Annotated in this window: 21 protein-coding genes; 12 read left to right on the forward strand and 9 right to left on the reverse strand. The window is 68.9% G+C overall.

Features of this window, described 5'->3' with window-relative positions:
- The first annotated feature begins 31 nt into the window (after nt 1-31).
- From J2S75_RS12740 to J2S75_RS12765, 6 genes are all read left to right on the forward strand, one after another.
- Nucleotides 32-538 (forward strand): 3-hydroxyacyl-ACP dehydratase FabZ family protein, encoded by a 507-nt coding sequence (locus tag J2S75_RS12740; RefSeq protein ID WP_307020228.1) that lies wholly within the window; start codon nt 32-34, stop codon nt 536-538.
- Nucleotides 531-1,715, forward strand: coding sequence for a beta-ketoacyl-ACP synthase (locus J2S75_RS12745; RefSeq protein WP_307020229.1), 1,185 nt, complete (start codon nt 531-533; stop codon nt 1,713-1,715). The genes J2S75_RS12740 and J2S75_RS12745 overlap by 8 nt, the downstream gene beginning before the upstream one ends.
- Nucleotides 1,716-1,754: 39 nt before the next feature.
- Complete coding sequence (locus tag J2S75_RS12750) at nt 1,755-3,035, forward strand: beta-ketoacyl-ACP synthase (protein ID WP_307020230.1); 1,281 nt, start codon at nt 1,755-1,757, stop codon at nt 3,033-3,035.
- Nucleotides 3,005-3,784 (forward strand): SDR family oxidoreductase, encoded by a 780-nt coding sequence (locus J2S75_RS12755; RefSeq protein WP_307020231.1) that lies wholly within the window; start codon nt 3,005-3,007, stop codon nt 3,782-3,784. The genes J2S75_RS12750 and J2S75_RS12755 overlap by 31 nt, the downstream gene beginning before the upstream one ends.
- Before the next feature lie 109 nt (nt 3,785-3,893).
- Complete coding sequence (locus tag J2S75_RS12760) at nt 3,894-4,916, forward strand: zinc-binding dehydrogenase (protein WP_244377449.1); 1,023 nt, start codon at nt 3,894-3,896, stop codon at nt 4,914-4,916.
- A 29-nt stretch (nt 4,917-4,945) separates the two neighbouring features.
- Nucleotides 4,946-5,851, forward strand: a complete 906-nt coding sequence (locus J2S75_RS12765) for a lipid A biosynthesis lauroyl acyltransferase (protein ID WP_307020232.1) — start codon at nt 4,946-4,948, stop codon at nt 5,849-5,851.
- A 352-nt stretch (nt 5,852-6,203) separates the two neighbouring features.
- Here the strand turns inward: J2S75_RS12765 and J2S75_RS12770 are convergent, their stop codons facing one another.
- The gene (locus J2S75_RS12770; protein WP_307020233.1) at nt 6,204-7,313 is read right to left on the reverse strand and encodes a polyamine ABC transporter substrate-binding protein; all 1,110 of its coding nucleotides are present in this window, start codon (nt 7,311-7,313) and stop codon (nt 6,204-6,206) included.
- A 113-nt stretch (nt 7,314-7,426) separates the two neighbouring features.
- Nucleotides 7,427-8,836 (reverse strand): glutamine synthetase family protein, encoded by a 1,410-nt coding sequence (locus J2S75_RS12775; RefSeq protein ID WP_307020234.1) that lies wholly within the window; start codon nt 8,834-8,836, stop codon nt 7,427-7,429.
- 196 nt (nt 8,837-9,032) lie between these two features.
- On the opposite strand from J2S75_RS12775, the gene J2S75_RS12780 reads away from it, so the two are divergent.
- Together J2S75_RS12780 and J2S75_RS12785 are read left to right on the forward strand one after the other, a co-directional pair.
- Nucleotides 9,033-10,412, forward strand: a complete 1,380-nt coding sequence (locus J2S75_RS12780; protein ID WP_307020235.1) for an aspartate aminotransferase family protein — start codon at nt 9,033-9,035, stop codon at nt 10,410-10,412.
- 76 nt (nt 10,413-10,488) lie between these two features.
- Entirely contained in the window at nt 10,489-11,868 is a 1,380-nt protein-coding gene (locus tag J2S75_RS12785; protein WP_307020236.1) for a transaminase, read from the forward strand.
- 109 nt (nt 11,869-11,977) lie between these two features.
- Here the strand turns inward: J2S75_RS12785 and J2S75_RS12790 are convergent, their stop codons facing one another.
- The 3 genes from J2S75_RS12790 to J2S75_RS12800 form a co-directional block, all read right to left on the reverse strand.
- A complete protein-coding gene (locus tag J2S75_RS12790) occupies nt 11,978-13,120 on the reverse strand; it encodes a hypothetical protein (RefSeq protein WP_307020237.1) in 1,143 nt (380 codons plus the stop codon).
- The gene (locus J2S75_RS12795; RefSeq protein ID WP_307020238.1) at nt 13,120-13,458 is read right to left on the reverse strand and encodes a rhodanese-like domain-containing protein; all 339 of its coding nucleotides are present in this window, start codon (nt 13,456-13,458) and stop codon (nt 13,120-13,122) included. Before J2S75_RS12795 ends, J2S75_RS12790 begins: the two co-directional genes overlap by 1 nt.
- Before the next feature lie 76 nt (nt 13,459-13,534).
- A complete protein-coding gene (locus J2S75_RS12800) occupies nt 13,535-14,542 on the reverse strand; it encodes a DMT family transporter (RefSeq protein WP_307020239.1) in 1,008 nt (335 codons plus the stop codon).
- Between the two features lie 225 nt (nt 14,543-14,767).
- Here J2S75_RS12800 and J2S75_RS12805 point away from each other — a divergent pair, with 225 nt between their 5' ends.
- Together J2S75_RS12805 and chrA are read left to right on the forward strand one after the other, a co-directional pair.
- On the forward strand, nt 14,768-15,634 hold the full coding sequence (locus tag J2S75_RS12805; protein WP_307020240.1) for a LysR substrate-binding domain-containing protein: 867 nt from the start codon (nt 14,768-14,770) through the stop codon (nt 15,632-15,634).
- Nucleotides 15,635-15,710: 76 nt separating this feature from the next.
- Nucleotides 15,711-16,928 (forward strand): chromate efflux transporter, encoded by a 1,218-nt coding sequence (gene chrA / locus J2S75_RS12810; protein ID WP_307020242.1) that lies wholly within the window; start codon nt 15,711-15,713, stop codon nt 16,926-16,928.
- Between the two features lie 83 nt (nt 16,929-17,011).
- On the opposite strand, the gene J2S75_RS12815 is transcribed toward chrA, so the two are convergent.
- Nucleotides 17,012-17,782 (reverse strand): SDR family NAD(P)-dependent oxidoreductase, encoded by a 771-nt coding sequence (locus tag J2S75_RS12815; RefSeq protein ID WP_307020243.1) that lies wholly within the window; start codon nt 17,780-17,782, stop codon nt 17,012-17,014.
- A 265-nt stretch (nt 17,783-18,047) separates the two neighbouring features.
- On the opposite strand from J2S75_RS12815, the gene J2S75_RS12820 reads away from it, so the two are divergent.
- Entirely contained in the window at nt 18,048-18,710 is a 663-nt protein-coding gene (locus J2S75_RS12820; protein WP_307020244.1) for a protease inhibitor Inh/omp19 family protein, read from the forward strand.
- A gap of 263 nt (nt 18,711-18,973) precedes the next feature.
- Nucleotides 18,974-19,210, forward strand: coding sequence for a transferase (locus tag J2S75_RS12825; RefSeq protein ID WP_307020245.1), 237 nt, complete (start codon nt 18,974-18,976; stop codon nt 19,208-19,210).
- Between the two features lie 20 nt (nt 19,211-19,230).
- On the opposite strand, the gene pssA is transcribed toward J2S75_RS12825, so the two are convergent.
- From pssA to J2S75_RS12840, 3 genes are all read right to left on the reverse strand, one after another.
- Entirely contained in the window at nt 19,231-20,112 is an 882-nt protein-coding gene (pssA, locus tag J2S75_RS12830; protein ID WP_307020246.1) for a CDP-diacylglycerol--serine O-phosphatidyltransferase, read from the reverse strand.
- Between the two features lie 23 nt (nt 20,113-20,135).
- Nucleotides 20,136-20,834 carry a phosphatidylserine decarboxylase gene (locus J2S75_RS12835; protein ID WP_307020247.1) on the reverse strand — a complete coding sequence of 233 codons (699 nt, stop codon included), beginning with the start codon at nt 20,832-20,834 and terminating at the stop codon, nt 20,136-20,138.
- A gap of 136 nt (nt 20,835-20,970) precedes the next feature.
- Nucleotides 20,971-22,887 carry an ABCB family ABC transporter ATP-binding protein/permease gene (locus J2S75_RS12840; protein ID WP_307020248.1) on the reverse strand — a complete coding sequence of 639 codons (1,917 nt, stop codon included), beginning with the start codon at nt 22,885-22,887 and terminating at the stop codon, nt 20,971-20,973.
- Nucleotides 22,888-22,925: the final 38 nt, after the last annotated feature.

Consider the following 22,925-nt stretch of genomic DNA (forward strand, 5'->3'; position numbering starts at 1 on the left):
GCGGAAGGGCGACGTAGAAGCGGGACGGGTAATGCGCCTCGAATATTTCCAGATGATCGACAAGGTGGTTGAGCTTGACCTTGAGGCTCGCACCTTGCGGACCGCCAACACCGTCCCGTGCGAGAGCCCGATCTTTGAAGGCCATTTCCCCGGGCACCCGCTGCTGCCGGGCGTGCTGCTGTTCGAGATCATGGCGCAAAGCTGCGGCATGCTGCTGCTGCGGCTGCACAATTACGACCGCATGGCGTTCCTTGCCTCGGTCGACAAGGGCAAGCTGCGGACCTTCGTGACGCCGGGCCAGGTGATCGACGTGTTCGCGCGCCTCGATCATGACGGCTCCGGCTTCGCCCGGCTCAAGGCCGAGGGGCGCGTCGACGGCAAGCTCGTCTGCAATGCCGACGTGACGCTCAAGACCATGCCCTTCCCGGCCCCGGAGCTGCGCGGCTATCTGCTTTCCACCGCCGAACGCATCGGCATGCCGATGGGCGAGGCCGTGTTCGACACGGCGGAAGCCGCAGGAAATCTCACGCATGTCTAATCGTCGCGACGTCTGGATCACCGGCATCGGGCTCGTTTCCTCGCTCGGTGAAGGGCCTGAGGCCCATTGGCAGGCGCTGTCCTCCGGCGCTCGCCCGGTGATCGACGAATCGGGCTTCGCGCCCTACGTCGTGCATCCGCTCGCCCCGATCAGCTTCGACGCGCAGATCCCCAAGAAGGGCGACCAGCGGCAGATGGAGCCCTGGCAGCGCATCGGCACCTATGCCGCCGGCCTCGCGCTGGATTCCGCCGGCATCAAGGGCAACAAGGACATTCTCTCCACCACCGACATGGTGGTCGCGGCGGGCGGCGGTGAGCGTGACCAGGCGGTCGACGGCGCCATTCTCACAGACATCGAGAAGCAGCCGAACCCCGAGGTGTTCCTCAACGAGCAGCTGCAGTCCAATCTGCGTCCGACGCTGTTCCTGGCGCAGCTCTCGAACCTGCTCGCCGGCAACATCTCCATCGTCCATGGCGTCACCGGCTCCTCGCGCACCTTCATGGGCGAAGAAAGCTCCGGCACGGACGCGGTGCGCATCGGCTGGTCGCGCATCGCCGCCGGCACCAGCGAGATCGCCCTTGTGGGCGGCGCCTACAATGCCGAGCGGCGCGACATGCTGCTGCTCTTCGCGCTCAAGCGCCTCGCCATGCATGCGCCCTGGGCGCCGGTGCTGGCGGAGCCGAAGGGCGTGCCGACCGGCTCCGCCGGCGCCTTCCTGGTGCTGGAATCGCCCGAGCACGCGACGGCGCGCGGCGCCAAGCCCATCGCCAAGCTCTCCGGCGTGTGGTCGGAACGCGCCCGCCGCAATGAGCCCGGCGCGGTCGAGGCGGTGCTGGGCGAACTGCTGAAGACCGCCGGCGCCACGGACGCGGAAGCGACCGCGTTGTTCTCCGCCGCCAGCGGCGCGCCCGAGCCGACGCAGGCGGAAGCCGCCGTGCTCGCCCGATCCGGCCTGCCGGTGCGTTCCGTCACGGATCGTGTCGGCCATGGGCTGGAAGCGCAGATGCCGGTGGCGCTGGCGCTGGCCGCGCTCTGCGTCGCCGAGGGCAAGCTGTTCCCGCCGCTCGACGGCGAGACGCTTGAAAAGCCTTTCGATGGCCCGCTTTCCCGTGCCATCGTGACCGCAGTGGGGCATTGGCGTGGGGAAGGCGTCGCGCTGGTCGAGCGCGCCGACTGACCCACCAGCCGGGAGCATATCGCTTCCGAGGAGCAGATCATGGCTTCCTATACCGACAAGGCCGGCCGGCCGATTGTCGTCGTCACCGGCATGGGGCTCGTCACCTCGCTCGGCCAGGGCAAGCAGGATAACTGGGCGAAGCTGACCTCCGGCACGTCCGGCATTCACCGCATCACCCGCTTCCCCATCGACGCGATGCGCACCACCATCGCCGGCACGGTGGACTATCTGCCGAAGAGCAAGAGCACCGCGCCCGATCTTTCCGAGGAACTGGCGACGCTGGCGGCGGAAGAGGCGATCGCCGAATCCGGCATTGGCGGCAAGGGCACCTTCCCCGGCCCGCTGTTCTGCGCCGTGCCGCCGATCGAACTGGAATGGCCGCAGCGCCGCATCCTCGCCCAGGAAGCCGCGCCCAACGCGCCCGTCTCCTATGACGACCTGCTGCGCGCCGCCGAAGCCCATGGCCACGATGCCTGGCACGAGCGCTTCCTCTACGGCTCGATCGCCGACCACCTCGCCGACCGCTTCGGCACCAAGGGCCAGCCGATCTCGCTGTCCACCGCCTGCGCCTCCGGCAACACCTCGATCCAGCTCGGCGTCGAGGCGATCCGGCGCGGCGACTGCGACGCGGCCCTTTCCATCGCGACCGACGGCTCGGTGACAGCGGAAGCACTGATCCGCTTCTCCCTGCTCTCGGCGCTGTCCACCAATAACGACGTGCCGGAAGCCGCCTCCCGCCCCTTCGCCAAGAACCGCGACGGCTTCATCATCGCCGAGGGCGCCGGCGCGCTGGTGCTGGAGAGCCTGGAGCACGCGCTGGCGCGCGGCGCCAAGATTCTCGGCGTGGTCGAGGGCGTCGGCGAAATGGCCGACAGCTTCCACCGCACCCGCTCCTCGCCGGATGCCAAGCCGGTGATCGGCTGCATGCGCAACGCGCTGGCCGATGCCGGCGTCGATCCCGACGCCATCGACTACATCAACGCCCACGGCACCTCGACGCCCGAGAATGACCGCATGGAGTTCACCGGCATGAGCGCCGTGTTCGGCGAGCGGCTGGCGGGCATCCCGATCTCGTCCAACAAGTCGATGATCGGCCATACGCTCACCGCCGCCGGCGCCATCGAGGCCGTGGTCTCGCTGATGACCATCGCCAATGGCCGCATTCCGCCGACCATCAATTACGAGATCCCCGACCCGGCCATCCCGCTCGACGTGGTGCCGAACGTCGCCCGCGACGCCAAGGTCACGCGGGTGATGTCGAACTCGTTCGGCTTCGGCGGGCAGAATGTGTGCCTGATCCTCACGGGCGAACCCGCGTGAGCCAGCGCGTCCTCGTCACCGGCGGCGGGCGCGGCGTCGGCGCCGCCATCGTGCGCACCCTCGCGCTCGCGGGGTTCGAGGTCGTGTTCACTGTCCGCACGGCGGAGGCCGAGGCGCAGGCCCTGATCGCCGCCATCACGGCCGAAACGCCGGACGCCCGCATCGAGGCCCGCGCGCTCGACCTCGCGGACAAGGGCGCGGTGGAGGCCTTCGCCGCCCTGCTCGCGGAGGAGCCGACCTATTTCGGCTTCGTCCACAATGCCGGCATGAGCTACGACACGCTCGCGGCGCTGGTCGACCAGCAACGGGCCGAACAGCTGATGCAGGTAAATTACTGGTCCTTCGTCAAGCTGGTCGGGGCGCTGGTGCGGCCGATGACGCGGGCGCGGGCCGGGCGCATCATTGCCATCGGCTCCATCGCCGCCGATGTCGCCAATGCCGGCAACGCCATCTATGCCGGCTCCAAGGCCGCGCTGGCCGGCTATTGCCGCACACTGGCGATCGAGAGCGCCCGGCGCGGGGTGACGGTGAATGTCGTCGCTCCCGGCTTCGTCGATACGGCGATGCTGGCGCCCTATGCCGCCTACCGTGCCAATGTCGAGAAGCAGATTCCCGCCGGCCGCTTCGCCGCGCCGGAGGATGTGGCGGGCGTGGTGTCGTTCCTGCTCTCGCCCGGCGCCGCCTATGTTACCGGCGCAACCCTGCCGGTGGATGGCGGCCTCACCGCCGCACTAGCCATACAGCGCTGATTTCGTTATCCACCCTCGTCCTTTCGCGGACGGCATCCACGCGCGCCCCACCCCCGTATCCACGGGTCGCGGGGCGCGTCCTGCCGCCGCCGTCTGTCCGGAGTTGTTCATGCGCGCGCTTCAGCTGGTCTCCGACCGCGAACTCATCCTCACCGACCTGCCCGCCCCCGGCGCGCCGGAACCGGGCGAGGTGCAGGTCAGCATCAAGGCGCTGGCGCTGAACCATATCGACGTGTGGGGCTGGCGCGGCATGGCCTTCGCCAAGCGCAAGATGCCGCTGGTGGTGGGGGCCGAGGCCGTGGGCGAAGTCACCGCCATTGGCGAGGGCGTCACCCGCTTCCGGCCGGGCTCCAAGGTCGCCATGTATGGCGCGCTCACCTGCGGCCAGTGCAAGATGTGCCGGCAGGGCCGCGACAATCTCTGCGAGGAAGTCGCCGGCGTCATGGGCTTCCATGTCGACGGCTTCGCCCGCGACCAGCTCAACATCAAGGAACGCCTGTGCGTGCCGATCCCGGACGGCATTTCCTGGACCGACGCCGCCACCGCGCCCGTCACCTTCTCCACCGTCGAGCACATGCTGTTCGACAATGCCAAGCTTGAGCCGGGCGAGACCATTCTCGTCCACGCCGCCGGCTCCGGCATCGGCACGGTGGCGATCCGCATGGCCAAGGAGATCGGCTGCACCGTCATCACCACGGCGGGCGACGACGAGAAATGCGCCAAGGCGAAGGCCCTCGGCGCCGACCACGTCATCAACTACAAGACCGACCGCTTCGAGCACGAGGTGCGCAAGATCACCAAGAAGAAGGGTGTCGACGTGGTGTTCGAGCATGTCGGCGCCGAGACGTGGAACGGCTCGCTGCTGTCGATGAAGCCGGGCGCGCGTCTCGTCACCTGCGGCTCGACCTCGGGCGTGTCGGTCAACATGAACCTGATGCAGCTGTTCCAGCGCCAGTACCGCATCATCGGCTCCTTCGGCGCGCCGATCCGCGCCATTGCCGACGGGCTGAAGCGGATGGAGCGCGGGGTCAAGCCGGTGATCGATTCCGAATTCCCGCTGGAGCAGTTCGGCGCCGGGCTGGAACGGCTGGAAACCCGCCGCGTGTTCGGCAAGGTCGTCATCACCTTCTGAACGCAGGCGAGGTTCGGGCCGTAAACGCGATGACCCCTTCCCGCCCCTGGACCACGCGCCTGCGCGATGCCGCGCTGTCGGCGGGCGTGTGGACGCTGATGCGCGTCATGCGGCTGCAGCCGCCGCGCTTCGCCTCGTGGAATGGCGGCTTCTGGGCCCGCCTGATCGGGCCCTACACCTCGATCCACCGGGTGACGCTGAGCAATCTGCGCCGCGCCTATCCCGAGAAGACCGAGGCCGAGCGCGAGGCGATCGCGCGCGGCATGTGGGACAATCTCGGCCGCATGGCCGGCGAGTTCGTCCATCTCGACCGCATCTGGCAGTACAATATGTGGGAGCCGGCCAAGAGCCGGATCGAGACCACGGGCGTGTCGAACTTCGTCGCCATGCGGGTGGACGGCAAGCCGGCGCTGGTGTTCACCGCGCATCTCGCCAATTGGGAACTGCCGGCCATCGCCGCCGCCGCGCAGGGGCTGGACAGCGCCGTGCTGTTCCGCGCGCCGGACAATTCCTTCTTCGCCGACCTTTTGTTCGAGGCGCGCAGCCGGGTGATGGGCAATCTGGTCGCCGCCTCGCATGTGGCGGTGTTCGAGCTCGCCGCCGTGCTCGACCAGGGCAAGCATCTCGGCATTCTCGTGGATCAGGCGCGCCGCGGCGGGCCCACCGTGCAGTTCTTCGGCCAGCCCTGCTCCGCCAACCCCACCATTGCCCGCCTCGCCCGGCTCTATGAGTGCCCGGTGCACGGGGTGCGGGTGATCCGCCTGCCGGAAGGCCGCTTCCGCATCCAGTGCACCCCGGCGCTCAACCTGCCGCGCGACGCCAGCGGGCGCATCGACGTGGACGGCGCGATGCAGATGATCACCTCCGTCGTCGAAGGCTGGGTGCGCGAATATCCCGAGCAGTGGACGTGGTTCTACAAGCGCTGGCGGATGTAGGCGGGCGCGGACGCTGCGAGATCTGGCTCCTAAGATGTCATCCCGGACGACCGAAGGTCGAGCCGGGATCGCCTGCGTCTTGCCAACCGAGGGGCCGGGGCCACGATCCCGGCTCTCGCTCCGCTCGGCCGGGATGACGGCTTCCCCGCGCCTTCCTCCGTCATGCTGAGGTGCCGGGCGCAGCCCCGCCTCGAAGCACGCAGGCCCTGCGCCCGCCGAACCATCCTTCGAGGCGCGCTGCGCGCGCACCTCAGGATGATGTCGCATACCGCCTTCGCACCGCCCACAAACAAAAAGGCCGGGCGCTGGGCCCGGCCTTTCGCATCAACTGAGAACCTTGTTCGCCGCACGCTCACTTGCCGCGCTTGAAGTCGTTCCAGGTGCGGGTGACCACGCGCTGGACCTTCTGCGGGTAGGTGGTGACGGTGAACAGCTTCGCCTGCGTCTCCTTGTCCGGGTAGATCGCGGGATTGTCGATGATCGCCTTGTCGATGAACTGCTGCGCGCCGAGATTGCCGCTGGCATAGGAGATGAAGTTGGCGTTCTTCGCCGCCACTTCCGGCTTCATCATGAAGTTGATGAAGGCCAGCGCCTCGTCCGGATGCGGGGCATCCTTGGGGATGGCGAAGTTGTCGAACCACATCAGGGCGCCTTCCTTGGGGATGACGTACTCGATGTTGACCGGCTTCTTGCCGGTCTTCTCCGCGGCCTCTTCGGCACGGGCCTTGGCCTGGAACACGTCGCCGGACCAGCCGAGCGCGATGCAGATGTCGCCGCCGGCGAGCGCGTTGATATAGCCCGAGGAATCGAACTTCTTCACATATTTGCGGATCGGCGCCAGCAGCTTGCCGGCGGCTTCGATATCGGCCGGGTCCTTGGAATTCGGGTCCTTGCCGAGATAGCGCAGCGCCGTCGGGATCACCTCTTCCGGCCCGTCGAGGATGTAGACGCCGCAATCCTTCAGCTTGGCCAGCAGTTCCGGCTTGAAGATGATGTCCCAGCTGTTGAGAGGGGTGTCGCCGAGGCGCTCCTTCACCTTGTCGACATTCATGCCGATGCCGGTCGTGCCCCACATATAGTTCACGGCATATTCGTTGCCGGGATCATAGACGGCGAGGCGCTCGGAGATCAGCGGCCACTGATACTGCAAATTGGGCAGCTTGGCCTTGTCGAGCTTGAGGAACACGCCGGCCTGGATCTGACGCTGCAGGAAGGAGCCGGTCGGCACCACCACGTCATAGCCGGTCTTGCCGCCGAGGAGCTTGGTCTCCAGCACCTCGTTCGAGTCGAAGACGTCGTACCGGACCTTGATGCCGGTTTCCTTGGTGAACTCCTCCAACACCGATTCGTCGATGTAGTCGGACCAGTTGTAGACGTTCACGACCTTGTCCTGCGCCGCAGCCGGCGCGATGGCCAGCGCGGTCAGCAGGCCGGCCGCGATGGTGGTCAGGAGGCGGGACATCCTATTCTCCTCGGGAAAGCGTTGTTCGGCTGAGGTTCGCAGCCTCATCGTACCAAGGCTAGAGCGTCCAAGGGCTTTGCTCAACCCGCTGTTTGCTCATCCCTTGGCCGTGCTTACAAATAGGTCTCGTATTCCAGCGGGTTGATGCGCCGCTCGAAGGCGAACAGCTCCGCTTCCTTCATGATGGCGAACACGCGCTGATACTCGCTGCCGAAGGCCCGCCCCACGAAGTCGGAGGCGCCGAACAGCCGGATCGCCTCGCCCATGTCGTAGGACAGGCCCGGCGCGGCCTGCTCATAGGCATTGCCGGTCAGCGGCGCCGGCGGCTCCTCGCCGCGCTCGATGCCTTCCAGCATGCCGGCGAGGATCGCCGCCAGGACGAGATGGGGATGGGCGTCGGCGCCGGCGATACGGTGCTCCAGCCGGCGCGCCTTGGGGGGACCGTTCGGCACCCGCACCGCCACGGCGCGGTTGTCATAGCCCCAGGAGACGCTGGTGGGGGCGTAGCTGCCCGGCACCAGCCGGCGGAAGCCGTTATAGCTCGGCACATAAAGCACGGCGGTGTCGGCCATGGTGGTGAGCAGCCCGGCCGCGCAATGGCGCAGCAGCCGGTCGCCCGCCTCGCCGGCGCCGAAGGCGTTGTGGCCGGCGGCGTCGGTCAGGCTCACATGCACATGCATGCCCGAACCGGCGAAGTCGAGAAAGGGCTTGGCCATGAAGCTCGCCCGCACCCCATGCTTGCGGGCGACGCCGTCGATCAGCCGGCGCAGCAGGATGGCGTCGTCCGCCGCCGCCATCGGGTCGCGGCGGTGATAGAGATTCACCTCATACTGGCCGGGCGCAGCTTCCGAGATCACCGTGTCCGCCGGCAGGCCCTGAATGCGCGCGGCCTCGCGAATGTCGTGCAGCAGCGGCGCATAGGCGTCGAGATCGGACATGGAATACATGTTCTGCCGCGCCGGCCCGCCGGAGGAGGCGGGAAACACCGGCTCCGGCACGCCATTCGGCCCCGGCGCCGGCTTGAGCAGGTAGAATTCCAGCTCGAAGGCGACGCAGGGGGTGAGCCCCAGCGCGGCGAGGCGCTGCACCTGCGCCTCCAGCTTGTGGCGCGGGTCGAGGTCCCAGGGCCGCTCGCCGCCGCGCCCGTCCGGCTCGTTCATGGTGAGCATCACCTGCGCCGCCGGGCGCGGCGACCACGGCACCGGCTTCAGCGTGCCCGGCACCGGGCGGCAGATGCCGTCGCGGTCGCCGGTCTCGATATGGATGCCGGTCTCCTCGACCTCGCGGCCCCAGATGTCGAGCCCGAAGATGGAGAGCGGAATGGCGACGCCGTCGCCCCAGATTTTGCCCCCTGCCCCGCCGGGAATCCATTTGCCGCGCAGCACCCCATGGGTGTCGGGCAAGAGCACCTCGACGATCTCGGGCGCGCCATGCGCGGCGACATAGGCGCCGAATTCGTCGATTTGCGGAACGGTCTCGCGGGCAGCGGCCGTGGCGTCTCCCACGGCTTCGGGCAATGGCATGATCCACCTGGTAAAAGTCGACACGTCAATTCTGGTCACGGTGCGGGGGCCTCGGTCAAGCACCCCCCGCTTGCGCGTCGGGGGCCGGCCGACCCCCGGTCCGCCGAGCGCACTTGTGACACGCGGCAAGGCTTGACGCACGCAAAATGTGATCACATTGTGCCGGTCAGCTTCATAACTCTCGCGAGTGCGCGTCATGACCCTGCCGAAAACCACCGCCGAGCTGCGTGCGCTCGATGCCGCCCATCACCTCCACCCGTTCAGCGACATGAAGTCCCTGAACGCGGAAGGCTCCCGCATCGTGGTGAAGGCGGAAGGCGTCTGGCTGACCGACTCCGATGGCAACCGCATCCTCGACGGCATGTCCGGCCTGTGGTGCGTGAATGTCGGCTATGGCCGCGAGGAGATCGTCGAGGCGGTGGCCGCGCAGCTGCGCGAGCTGCCCTATTACAACACCTTCTTCAAGACCACCCACCGCCCGGCCATCGAACTCTCGGCCAAGCTCGCCGAGCTGACCCCGCCGCAGTTCAACAAGGTGTTCTTCACCGGCTCCGGGTCGGAATCCAACGACACGGTGATCAAGCTCGTCCGCCGCTATTTCCAGATCAAGGAAAAGCCGGAGAAGAAGATCATCATCTCCCGCCGCAACGCCTATCACGGTTCCACCGTCGCCGCCGGCAGCTTAGGGGGCATGGCGCCGATGCACGGCCAGAGCGCGGTCATCCCTGACATTCTGCACATCGCCCAGCCCTATTTCTGGGGCGAAGCCCGCCAGGGCGAGACGCCGGAGGAGTTCGGCCTGCGCACCGCCCGGGCGCTCGAAGCCGCGATCGACGCCATGGGTGAGGACCGCATCGCTGCCTTCATCGCCGAGCCGGTGCAGGGCGCCGGCGGCGTCATCATTCCGCCCGCCAGCTACTGGCCGGAGATCGCCCGCATCTGCCGCGAGCGCGACATCCTGTTCGTTTCCGACGAAGTGATCTGCGGCTTCGGCCGCACGGGCAGCTGGTTCGGTTGCGAGACCTTCGGCACAGAGCCGGACATTCTGGTCATGGCCAAGGGCATCACCTCGGGCTACATGCCGCTGGGTGGCGTCATGGTGGCGGACCGGGTGGCGGAAGTGCTGCATGAAGGCGGCGACTTCAACCATGGCTACACCTATTCCGGCCATCCCGCCGCCTGCGCCGCGGCGCTGGCCAATCTCGCCATCATGCAGCGCGAGGACCTCGTCGGCCGCGTGGCCAACGATGTCGGCCCCTATCTCCAGGCCCGGTGGAACGCTCTGGCCGAACACCCGCTGGTGGGCGAGGCGCCGATGCTCGGCCTCGTCGGCGCGCTGGAACTGACGCCGGACAAGCTTGGCCGCACCAAATTCCCCGATGTCGGCAAGGTCGGCACGCTGGCGCGCGACTTCTCGTTCAAGAACAACCTCGTCATGCGCGCCGTGCGCGACCGGCTGATCATCGCCCCGCCGCTCGTCATCTCGCATGAGGAATGCGACGAGCTCATCGCCCGCGTCCGCAAGACGCTGGACGACACCTTCGCCGAGCTCAAGCGCTGGGGCTGGGTGCGCTAGGCGCCCCCCGCGGCGAAACGTGCTTAACTGTGCCCCACGGGGCGCCCTGGCGCCGAGACAACGCACGAGCCCGGACATGAATGCCGTGACCTCCTTCGCCGAAGGACCGGGCGTCAGCCCGGCCCGCACCGCCGCCCTGCGCGCGGAGGCGGAAGCGCTCTATCTCGGCACCCGCCCGAAGACCCGCGCCGCCGCCGGCGCCGCCGCGCATCTGCTCGACGGCGTGCCCATGCACTGGATGGTCGACTGGTCGACCCCGGTGCCGCTGGTCATCGCCGAAGCCACCGGCGCACGTCTGCTGGATGTCGACGGCCACGGCTATGACGATTTCTGCCTCGGCGACACCGCCTCGCTGTTCGGCCACGGGCCGGCGCCGGTGGCGCAGGCGCTGGCGCGACAGGGGCAGCGCGGCCTTGCCACCATGCTGCCGAGCCCGGATGCGGCGGTTGTTGGCGATCTCTTGAGCGCGCGCTTCGGCCTGCCCTATTGGCAGATTGCCACCACCGCCACCGACGCCAACCGCTTCGCCCTGCGCGCCGCCCGCGCCGCCACCGGACGCCCGCGCATTCTCGTCTTCGACGGCGCCTATCACGGCGCGGTGGACGAGACCTTCGTGGAAATCGGCCCGGACGGGCGCGCCGCCAACCGCCCGGCGCTGATGGGCGAGCCGCGCGACCTCGCCCAGCTCACCCGCGTCGTTCCGTTCAACGATCTCGACGCGCTGGAAGCGGCGCTGGCCGACCGCACCGTGGCCTGCGTCATCACCGAGCCGGTCATGACCAATTGCGCCATGGTGCTGCCCCGCCCCGGCTTCCATGAGGGACTGCGCGAGATCACCCGCCGCCATGGCACGCTGCTGCTGATCGACGAGACCCACACCCTCTCCACCGGGCCGGGCGGCTATACAAGGGCGCATGGGCTTGAGCCGGACATGTTCGTCGCCGGCAAGGCGGTGGCCGGCGGCATTCCCGCCGCCGTCTGGGGCATGACCGCGGAGGTGGCGGAGCGCTTCCGCACCGCCCGCATCAACCGGCCGGACGGCCCTTCCGGCATGGGCACCACCCTGTCCGGCAGCCCGCTGCAGCTCGCCGCCCTGCGCGCCAATCTCGAAGAAGTCGCCACCGACGCGGCCTATGCGCAAATGAATCACCTCGCCGACCGTATGGAGGCGGGGCTGGCGCAGGTGCTGAGCGAGGCCCGCCTGCCCTGGCACGTCGCCCGCTGCGGTGCCCGTGTGGAAGTGGTGCGCGCGCCAGCTCCCCTTACCGATGGGCGCCAGGCCAAGGGGGCGCATTTCCCGGCACTGGAAGCGACCATCCACCTCGCGCTGCTGGTGCGCGGGGTGCTGATCTCGCCCTTCCACGACATGATGCTGGCCTCACCGGCCACGTCGGAGGCGCAGGTCGACAATCTGGTCGCCGCCACGCGCAATGTAGTGGAGCGGCTGGCTAGCTAGAGCCTGATCCGATCAGGTTGAAAGGACCTGATCGGTGAATCAGCCTCTAGACTATTGATAGAGAACGTTTTGCCGATCGGATTGCGCTGCAATCAGATCGGAACGTGCTCTAGAGTTTCAGCCGCCAGCGCCGCCAGGGCCGTAACGGCGCGGCTTTGGCCGTGCGCGTCTCAAGCGCCGAAAGGCGCTGGCCCAGCGTATGGACCGCACGCAGCAGCAGCGCGTTTTCGGCGCGCAGCTTGTCGATGTCCGAACATTCCGTCACCTGCTCCGGCCGCAATGGCGGAAACAGCGGCGCGGCGCCGAGCTGCGGCAAGTAACGCGCCTTCAGCGCCTCATCGTCCGTGTGCGCCTGCTCGAGCAGGGCACGGCGCTGGTCGAGGTTGAGGAAATAGGAGGCCGAGCCGGATTTATAGGCCGCCGGCCCGATCAGCGGCGCCAGGATGCCGAGCACGTCATTGTCGTTCCTATCCGCAAACAGGTCGCGCGCGCGGTTCATCAGATCGGACAGAGCCTCGCTGGTGCTGGGATTGGCCGGCGGCGGGCGCAGCATGCCGGGAAAGGACAGGCCGGTGACCTCGAAGAAATGCGCCGTCACGTCGCCCTCGGGGAAGATGTCGCGCCGGAACGGAAAGACCTTCAGCGCCGGCAGCCCGGCCTGGTCTTCCCACGCCCGCAGGCCCGTAAGCCAGCTGGGGAAACCGTGATCCTTCCAATAGGCCTCGGGCGAGTCATGGGTCTTGATGCCCCATTGCTGCCAGGCCGCGATCAGGAAGTCGTCCCACCGGCGCACATAGGCCACGACCTCGGGCGTGAACCCGGCAGCCCGCGCCGGCGGAATCAGCATCTCGGCGGCGCCGGTCCGCAATAGCAGGTTTTCCGCACTGATTACCAATGTGCCGGCGGCCCGCTCGTCCATAGCGACGGCCAGCTGCCTGAAGCGGCCCGCGAGTTCCGCGGCGCTGTCCGGCCGGCCTTTCAACGCATCGAAATAGCCGACCTGACCATGGATGAAGCCGCCCTCCGCGTCCATTCGGTCGGAGGCCAGCAGCACGCCCCGCGCCGCCAGTGCCGCGCTATTGGCCGCAAGCGCCGCCTGTATCGCCGAGCTGCCGCATTTGGGGCCGCCGACATGCAGCAACAGGCGCCGGGGACGCGGCTCCGGCTCGCGCGCGGCGAGCGCCTCGGCGCGCCTTTTGGCCAGCGCGTCGCGCCATCTCCTGGGAAGACGAAGGGCGCGCGGGCCCCCCATCAGCCCTGCGTCGTCTCGAAGCCGGCGGCTTTCCAGGCGAGAATGCCGCCCGCCATGTGGCGGTGCAGATCGAGCCCGGCGGCCTGCGCGGCGGCGGCGGCCTTCTGCGAGCGCTGGCCGGAGCGGCAGGAGAACACCAGCGTCTTCGCGCCGGGGTCCGGCAGGGCGGTGGCATCGAAGCTCGACAGCGGAAAATCCACTGCGCCGGGAATGCGCTCGGCCGCCAGCTCGTTCGGCTCGCGCACATCGACGAGAAGGATGGTGCCGTCCTCAAGACCGGCCTTCACCTGCTCGACCGTCAGATTCTCGATCACGCCACCGAACGGGTTGGGCTGCATCGTCGTGCTCCTTGGCTCATGGGACGACGTAGTGCCATGAGCCGGAGCGCGCAAGTCCGTTGCCGTCAAGAGCCGGTCAATTCGGCCGCGCCGTGGTGACGCCCGCGACCACCAGCAGCCCGCCGGCCAGCACGATGAGCGAGGGCACTTCGCCGAACAGCAGCGCCGCCAGCGCCGTGCCGACGACGATCTGCAGCAGCAGCACCACCGAGATCACGCCCGCCGGCAGCCGGCCGAGCGCGAAGGTGGCCAGCCCCTGGCCGGTGGCATGGGCGATCAGCCCAAGCCCGATCACCGCCAGCAATCCCTGCAAGGACTGCGGGACCAGCACTTCCCCGCTCGCCACCGCCCAGGCGAGGCAGACCACGGCGCCGGTGGCGCTCGCCACCAGCGACACCATGCCCCCGCCGAGCGGCACCGCATCCCCGCGCCCGGCGCGGCGCACGGCGCGCGTCACCAGCATGTAGCCGGCATAGGCGAGAGCAGCGCCGACGCAGAGAAGGTCGCCGGCCACGCTCACCGCACGGCTGCCGGCATGACCGCCGCCCAGCGCGCTGGAGCCGATGATGATGAACGTTCCGGTGAGCGCCAGCACCAGCGCGATCAGCAGCCCGCGCGTCGGCCGCTCGCGCAGGATCAGCCAGCCGAAGACGAAGACGAACACCACGGCGAGATTGCCGAGCAGCAATGCGTTGGCCGTGCTGGTGAGCGCCAGCCCCTTGTGGAACACGATGAGGTCGGCGCCGAAGAACACGCCCGCCAGCATGGCGAGCAGAATCTGCCGCGCCGAGGGGCGCAGCGCCGTCGCGCCGGTGAGACGCGCCAGGCGCACGCGCGCGCGATGCTCGGCATAAGCCCACACAATGGCCGGTCCGAGCGCGAAGAACAGGCGCCAGAAGCCGATCGCCGCCGGTCCGGCATCGGCGAGACGCACCAGCGGCGCCGAGAAGCCGATGCAGATCGCGGCCATGACCACGGCGAAGAAGGCCTGCCGGCGCAGCTGCGTCTCCCGCAGCATGGAAGGGGTCGCGAGGGGGAGCCCCCCGAGCGAAGGCTCGATGGTGGCGGCGGGGGGCGGAGACATTGCCGGACTCGACAGGTGCACAGGTGACGTGGCCTGCACCCGACGGGGCCGCACCGGCGCGGCGGCCGGGGCGGGCCTATGTCGGCAGGCCCATGGCAGATGTCTAACCCGCCGGCTGAAATCGCCAAAGCGAGTTTATTTTGTCATTCCATCATGGTTTCTGATATAAGTCCCGCGCGCCGGTCTCGGCGCGGACCATACTCATCCGGCGGACCGGGGGGCGCGATGCGACATCTCGACACCGAATCGCTGGGCATGCTGATCGCCATTGTCGACACGGGCGGGTTCACGGCGGCAGCCGAGCGCGTCGGGCGCACCCAGTCCGCGGTCTCGGCCCGCATCGCCCAGCTGGAGGACAATCTCGGCGTGCGGCTGCTGGAGCGCTCGCGGCGCGGCATCTCGCTCACCGAGACCGGCGAGCGTCTCGTCGCCCATGCCCGCCGCCTGCTGGCCTATGAGAGCGAGGCGCTGGCGGACCTGAAGGGCGGCACGCCGGAGGGCAGCGTGCGCGTCGGCATGCCCGACGATTATGTCGACGCCTATTTCACCCCCACCATCGCCCGCTTCGCCGCCGCCTATCCGCGCGTCGAGATTTCCATCCGCGCCGATCTCTCCAAGCATATCGAGCCGGAAGTCGATCGCGGCCATATCGACGTGGCGCTGCTCACCCGAGACAGCACCCGGCCGACCGGCGAACTGATCAAGCGCGAGAAGCTGCTCTGGCTGGCGGCCCGCGGCTACCGACCCGAGCGCAATTCGCCTCTGCCGCTGGCGCTGTTTCCCACCGGCTGCCGGGCCCGCCCGCATATCGCCTCCAGCCTCGACAAGGCGGGGCTGAGCTGGCGGGTGGCCTGCACCTCGTCCTCGCAGGGCGGCATCCATGCGGCGATCGAAACCGGGCTGTGCATCACCGCGCTGCCGGAATGCGCCGCGCCGGCGGACTGGCGCCGGCTCGGCCCGGCGGACGGGCTGCCGCCGCTGCCGGATATAGAGGTCGCGCTGTTCCTCGCCCCCGCCGCCTCCGCCGCCGCCCGCCGCCTTGCCGACATGCTGCGCGCGGCGATGGCGATGCCGGTTGTCGAAGCCGCCTGACGCCTCCGCCCTGCGGCCCACCGGCGTCGTCAAAAATTCACATGCAGCGGGCGTGCGGGCGCGGTAAAGCCGCGCCATGAGCGACACACACGCCCCCACCACCCCGCCGCATGAAGGGACGCCGCGCGAGGTGTTCCTCGCCTTTCTGCGCCTCGGTCTCACCTCCTTCGGCGGGCCGGTGGCGCATCTCGGCTTCTTCCGCGAGGATCTGGTGAAGCGGCGCCGCTGGCTGAGCGAGGAGAGCTATGCCAGCCTCGTTGCGCTCTGCCAGTTCCTGCCGGGTCCGGCCTCCAGCCAGGTCGGCATGGCGGTGGGGCTGATGCGCGCCGGGCCGCTGGGCATGGCGGCGGCCTGGGTGGCGTTCACCCTGCCCTCGGCCCTGCTGATGCTCGCCTTCGCCTATGGGGTCACGCATGCGGACAAGGCCGGCCTCGCGGGCGGCTGGCTCGCCGGGCTGAAGGTCGCGGCGGTGGCCATCGTCGCCGACGCGGTGCTCGGCATGGCCAAGACCCTGTGCCCCGACCGCACCCGCCGCAGCCTCGCCCTCGTGGCGGCGGCGGCAGCGGCGCTGGTGCCGGGCGCTTTGGGCCAGATCGGCATCATCGCCGGCGGCGCGCTCATCGGCCTTGCCGTCATCCGACTCGATGGGGTCGCCGTGACCGAGCCGGCGCGGCACCATCTGCCGGGCCGCGCGGCCTCGCTCGCCGCCTTCGCACTGTTCGCGCTGCTGCTCGTCGGCCTTCCCGTGCTGGCGCAGGTGACGGGCAATGCCGGGATTTCCCTGTTCGACACGCTCTATCGCGCCGGGGCGCTGGTGTTCGGCGGCGGCCATGTGGTGCTGCCGCTGATCGAGGCGGAACTGGTGAAACCCGGCGGGCTGACGCGGGAGGTCTTTCTCGCCGGCTATGGCGCGGCGCAGGCGGTGCCGGGGCCGCTGTTCTCCTTCGCCGCCTATGTCGGCGCCGTCATGCCGGTGGCGCCTAATGGTCTTGCCGGCGGGCTGGTGGCGCTGGTGGCGGTGTTCCTTCCCTCCGCCCTGCTGGTCTATGGCGCGCTACGCTTCTGGACCCGCCTGTCGACCGACCGGCGCGTGCGCGACGCCCTCGCGGGCATCAATGCGGCGGTGGTCGGGCTGCTCGGCGCGGCGCTGTGGGATCCGGTGTTCACCTCCAGCGTCACCTCGGGCCGCGGCTTCGCGCTGGCGCTCATCGCCTATCTCGCCCTGGTGCTGTGGCGGGTGCCGGCCTGGGCGGTGGTCGCCGGCGCCGCCCTCGGCGGCGCCGTTCTTCTCTAGAAAGCACCGGCCGCCCTCGGCGGCGCCGTTCTTCTCTAGAAAGCACCGGCCGCCCTCGGCGGCGCCGTTCTTCTCTAAAGGGCTCAGCCGCGCGAAACCTTGAACGGGGCGAAGCTCTGGCAGGTAGCGAAGGCCTGGATACGGTTGATGTTGACCCGGCGCGGCAGGGTCGCGGCGAAGAACACCTGCTCGGCGATGTCCTCGGCCGTCATCGACTCCGTGCCGGCATAGACGCTCTCCGACTTGGCGGCGTCGCCATGGAAGCGCACCAGCGAAAACTCCGTCTCCACCATGCCCGGCTCGATATTGGTGACGCGCACGCCGGTGCCGGCGACATCGGAAATCAGGTTGAGCGCGAACTGCTTCACGAAGGCCTTGCTGGCGCCATAGGCGTTGCCGCCGGGATAGGGGTAGTCGCCGGCCACCGAGCCGGTGAACAGAACATGCCCCTCCTTCGCTTCCACCATGGCCGGCAGCGTGGCGCGGACGGTGTAGAGCAGGCCCTTGATGTTGGTCTCCACCATGTCGTCCCAGTCCTTCAGGCTGGCGGCATGGGCGGGCTCCAGCCCGAGGGCGAGCCCGGCATTGGCGAACACGACATTGAACGGGGCGAAGGCTTCCGGCACGCCGGCCAGCGCCGCGACCAGCGCGTCATTGTTGCGCACATCCACCTCCAGCGGGTGGAAATGGCTACCGAGTTCGTCGCGCAGGGCGATCAGCCGGTCGGCGCGGCGGCCGGTGCCGACGACGCGCGCGCCCGCCAGCGCGAAGCGCCGGGCCGTGGCGGCGCCGATGCCGGAGGTGGCTCCGGTGACAAGGACACGCAGTGTGGCGGGATCCAGCATCTCATACATGGCGCAGCTCCTCTTCGCTGCAACGCACATAGACCAGTTCGCGGCAAAACTGAACGGTGCCGAGAGCAGAGCGGGCGCACGGTATCTTATTGCCTTGACGGTGCGCCGCGTTAAGCTTTCCTTGAGCATAACCGCGCCAAATGGCGGTCCGACGAAACCCTGCCCCGGTTGCGGGGCGTTAGGGTCACGCTGATGCCATCTTCCCCACCGAAACAGGACCCTCTGTTTCCGCGTGGAGACGGGGCCGGCAGCAGGGAAAGTGCGCATGTCGCGCCCGTCCCTGCCGCGTGTAAGTTGTAGGAGACGCCCGGCCGCCGTGCCGGGCGAGGAGTACGAGTTGATGAAGTGCAGCGCCCTCGTCCTCACGTCCGCCGCCGCCCTGCTTCTGGGCGGGTGCAGCACCGTGCTCGACGGGTTCGGCGACAAGGCGCCCAGTCCCGTCGAAACCAGCCAGATCACCCCCGCCCCGTCCGGCTCGGTGGAAAGTTCGCCCGTCGCGGCGCCCACCGGCTATGGCGCCTCGGCGGCCACCGCCGCCGCCGCCGTCACCCCCACGAGCCAGAGTTCCGCCACACCGGTCGCACTCGCCCCGCCGGCAGCCACCGCGCCGGGCGGCGTCGCCTATGCCGAGCCGGGCGCCGCCCGCACCCAGCTCGCCGGCACATGGAACTACAGCTGGGACGGCGGCCAGAAGAGCTGCAAGGTCACGCTTTCCACCGATCGCGGCATGTCCGGCTTCGCCGCCACCGCCGATGTCGACTGCCCCAACGATATCTTCATGACCAAGGGCTGGGACGTGTGGGGCAGCGAGATCGTGCTGCAGAACCATGTCGGCAAGGTCACCGCCCGGCTGCAACCCGCCGGCGCCGGCCAGTATGACGGCGTCGCCACCGGCGACGGCGCCAAGGTGACGCTGACCCGCACCTGATCGCCCGCGCCCTGAAAGGGCGCCTCGGCTTACCGCCTCCCTCGACGTTCGAACCGGAAAGCCCCGCAACAAGGCGTGGATAGGCTGGCCTGCGTCTTCGTACTGTCTCGTATGGCGGGCAGGCTCACGGTGTGAGAGCGTGATCGCACTCCCGCTCACATCACCGGGAACGCGGATTTAGTTCGTGCGTTTGGCGTCTGGCACGCTCATCTTGAGCATGAGCAAAGCCGATTGATTCGTGACGGCGATCGGAGGATGTTGTGATGCTGCAGTCAGCGCGTGTGACAGTGACGGCTCCGACCTCCGGCCCGCTCCGCGCGGCCGAGCCCCGCCTCGCCTATGGCCGGCCCGACGCCGCAAACGCGGCGCAGATGATGTCCCAGCATCTCGACCTCGCCCGCCCTGACTCGGATGCCGAAGCCCTGCGTCTGCTGCGGCAGGCCTTTCCCGCCGTTCCGCTCTCGGCCCGTGTCGAGGCGATGAAGGCCCGCGCCCGCTGAATGGCGGGCGTTAAGATCGCCTAGTTCAGCGGCCCCGGCCGGTCTTCATGCGCAGTGCCTGCCAGCGGGGCAGCATGCAGCGCAGCGGCGTTTTCACGGGACCGATGCTGCTCATACTCGCGCGCCAGCTTGTTGTAGCGCATGACCGAGAAGGGCAGCGCCGCGAGATAGGCGACGCAGATCACCGAGAGCACCGCCCAGGGCCAGGTCACCAGCACCGCGACGAACAGCACCACGCAGACGAACAGCGGCAGCACCTTGTCGCGGGGAATGCGCGCGCCCAGCCGCTTGCCGGAATAGGCCGGCAGCTTGGAGACCATCAGCAGCGCCATCGCCAGGCAGTAGAACGCCGCCACTGCCGGCGAGGCGACGAGGCGCGGCAGGCCGATCAGTTCGAGATAGACCGGCAGCAGCACGCAGATCGCGCCCGCCGGCGCGGGAATGCCGGTGAAGAAGTCGCCGGCGAAGGCCGGCTTGTTGGGGTCTTCCAGCATCACGTTGAAGCGGGCGAGACGGAGCGCGGCGCAGATGGCGAAGGCCAGCGCGGCGATCCAGCCGACCGAGCCCAGCGTCTCCAGCCCCCACATATACAGCACCAGCCCCGGCGCCACGCCGAAGCAGACGAAGTCGGAGAGGCTGTCGAGTTCCGCGCCAAAGCGCGACGTGCCCTGCAGCAGGCGCGCCAGCCTTCCGTCGAGCCCGTCCAGCACCGCCGCCAGCACAATGGCGCCGAGCGCCAGTTCCAGCCGGCCCTCGATCGCCATGCGGATGCCGGTGAGGCCGGCGCACAGCGCCAGCAGCGTCACCAGATTGGGCAGCAGCACGCGCAGCGGCACCGCCTGGAAACGGCGGCGCGGCGGCTCGGGGGCATTCGGCTCAAAAGGCGCAAAAGGATCGGCCATCGCACGCTCGCGGCTTGAGGAACTCAGTCGACGCGGAAGGTCGGCTCGGCGCCGAACGCCCCGCGGTCCGCCAGCACGGTTTCACCGGCGATGGCGCGCTGGCCTTCGGCCACGGCGGGACGGGTGCCGAGCGGCAGATAGACATCGACGCGCGAGCCGAAGCGGATCAGCCCGAAGCGTTCGCCCGGCGCCAGCAGATCGCCCTCGCGCACGAAGCTGACGATGCGGCGCGCCACCAGCCCGGCGATCTGAACGACGCCCACCGGCCCGATGGCGGTGTCGAGCACCATGCCGCTGCGCTCATTGTCCTCGCTCGCCTTGTCGAGGTCGGCATTGAGGAACTTGCCCGGGCGATAGGCGATGCGGGTGATGCGGCCGGCGAGCGGGGCGCGGTTCACATGCACGTCGAACACGTTCATGAAGATGCACACGCGCGGCAGCGGCAGATCGCCGAGGCCGAGCTCGGCCGGCGGCACGGCCGGGCCGACGAGGCAGACGCGGCCATCGGCCGGGGAGACGACCAGCCCCTCGCGCACCGGCGTCACCCGCTCGGGATCGCGGAAGAAATAGCAGATCCAGGCGGTGATCAGCACGCAGATCCAGCCCAGCGGCGGGAACAGCCACAGGAACAGCAACGCCACGGCGGCGCCGATCAGGATGAAGGGGTAGCCCTCGCGGTGGACGGGGGCGAGACCGCTGCGGATCGAATCGAGGACGGACATCAACTGGCCTTTCTGCCCGGCGCCCCTGGGGCCTGCGCCGGGTCCTGCGGCGAGAGGTAGGGCCAGCCGGCCCGGCCGTCAAATGCCGGATGCGCGACATGGTTCCGCATCGGCAGCCGCCGGCCGGCGCCCCGGCTCAGGCGAGCGCCGTGTCCGGCGCGTCCACGTCCTCCGCCTCCGCCTCTTTCAGCGTCTCGCGGGCGCGCTCGGCCTCGCGCTGGCGCTCCCACATGGAATGGTAGAGCCCGCCACGGTCCATCAGTTCGCCATGGGTGCCGCGCTCGGCGATGCGGCCATGTTCCAGCACGATGATCTCGTCCGCCCCGACCACGGTGGAGAGGCGGTGCGCGATCACCAGCGTGGTGCGCCCGCGCGAGACGCGCTCCAGCGCGTCCTGGATCTCGCGCTCGGTGTGGCTGTCGAGCGCCGAGGTGGCCTCGTCGAGAATGAGGATCGGCGGGTCCTTCAGGATGGTGCGGGCGATGGCGACGCGCTGCTTCTCGCCGCCCGAGAGTTTCAGCCCGCGCTCGCCCACTTCCGTCGCATAGCCCTTGGGCGTGCGGCGCACGAAGCCGTCGATCTGCGCCAGTTCCGCCGCGCGCACCACCTCCTCTTCCGAGGCACCGGCGCGGCCATAGCGGATATTGTAGCCGAGCGTGTCGTTGAACAGCACCGTGTCCTGCGGCACCATGCCGATGGCGGCGCGCAGCGTCTGCTGCGATACCTCGCGAATGTCCTGCCCGTCGATGAGGATGCGGCCGGCATTCACGTCGTAGAAGCGGTACAGCAGGCGGGAAATGGTCGACTTGCCCGCGCCCGACGGCCCGACAATGGCCACGGTGCGCCCGGCCGGCACCTCGAAGCTGACCCCTTTGAGGATTTCGCGGTCGGGATCGTAGGAGAAGCGCACCTCCTCGAACCGCACCGTCCCCCCGGCCAGCGCCAGCGCCGGCGCGCCGGCCCGGTCGCGAATTTCCGGCGAGCGGGCGAGGATGGCGAACATCGCCTCGATGTCGATCAGCGACTGCTTGATCTCGCGATAGATCATGCCGAGAAAGTTCAGCGGCTGGTAGAGCTGGATCATCATGGCGTTGACCATGACGAAGGAGCCGACCGACTGCCGACCGGCGCGGATGTCGAGCACGCACAGCACCATGACCGCGGTGAGGCCGAGGGTGAAGATCGCCGCCTGCCCGGCATTCAGCCAGGCCAGCGAGGTGTGGGTGGAAACGGTGGCGCGCTCATAGCGGGCCATGGAGCGGTCATAGCGCTCGGATTCCCATTTTTCCGCGCCGAAATACTTCACCGTCTCGTAATTGAGCAGGCTGTCCACCGCCTTGGCGTTGGCCTCGGTGTCGCTCTCATTCATCGCCGCACGGATGCCCATGCGGTACTCAGTCATCACGAAGGTGAAGACGGTGTAGCCGACGATCATGCCGATGGTCGCCGCCACATAGCGCCAGTCGAACTGCCAGAACAGCACCCCGATTACCATGGCGAATTCGAGGATGGTGGGACCGAGATGCAGCACCAGCATGCGCACGATGGTCTCGATGCCCTCGCGCGAACGCTCCAGCACGCGGGTCAGGCCGCCGGTCTTGCGCTCCAGATGGAAGCGCAGGGACAGCGCGTGCATGTGCTGGAAGGTCTCCAGTGCGAGGCGCCGCACCGCGTGGATCGCCACTTTAGCGAACAAGCCGTCCCGCCACTGGGTCAGCCCGGCCATGACGATGCGCGAGAAGCCATAGGCCAGCGTCAGCATCAGCGGACCGGCGACCAGCCAGGCGATGGCGTCGGTGGAAATGCGCGCGCCCTCGCCCTCCGCCACCGCGTCGGTCGCCCATTTGAAGAAGAAGGGCGTGGACAGGGTGGCGATCTTGGCCAGCACCAGCAGCAACAGGCCCCACACGACGCGGGCGCGCAGATCGGCGCGATCGGCGGGCCAGAGATAGGGCCACAGCCCCTTGAGCGCGATCAGCAGGCTGCCGCGCGGATTGATCTCGGACGCTTTGGACGGGCGGGCGACGGCGGGAACGCCCTGGGCAGCGGACATGCGGATTTCCGTTCTTCTCAAGCGCGGGCGGCGGCGGC

The organism is Ancylobacter polymorphus (genome assembly GCF_030813495.1).
In the GTDB taxonomy this organism is placed as follows: Bacteria; Pseudomonadota; Alphaproteobacteria; order Rhizobiales; family Xanthobacteraceae; genus Ancylobacter; species Ancylobacter polymorphus.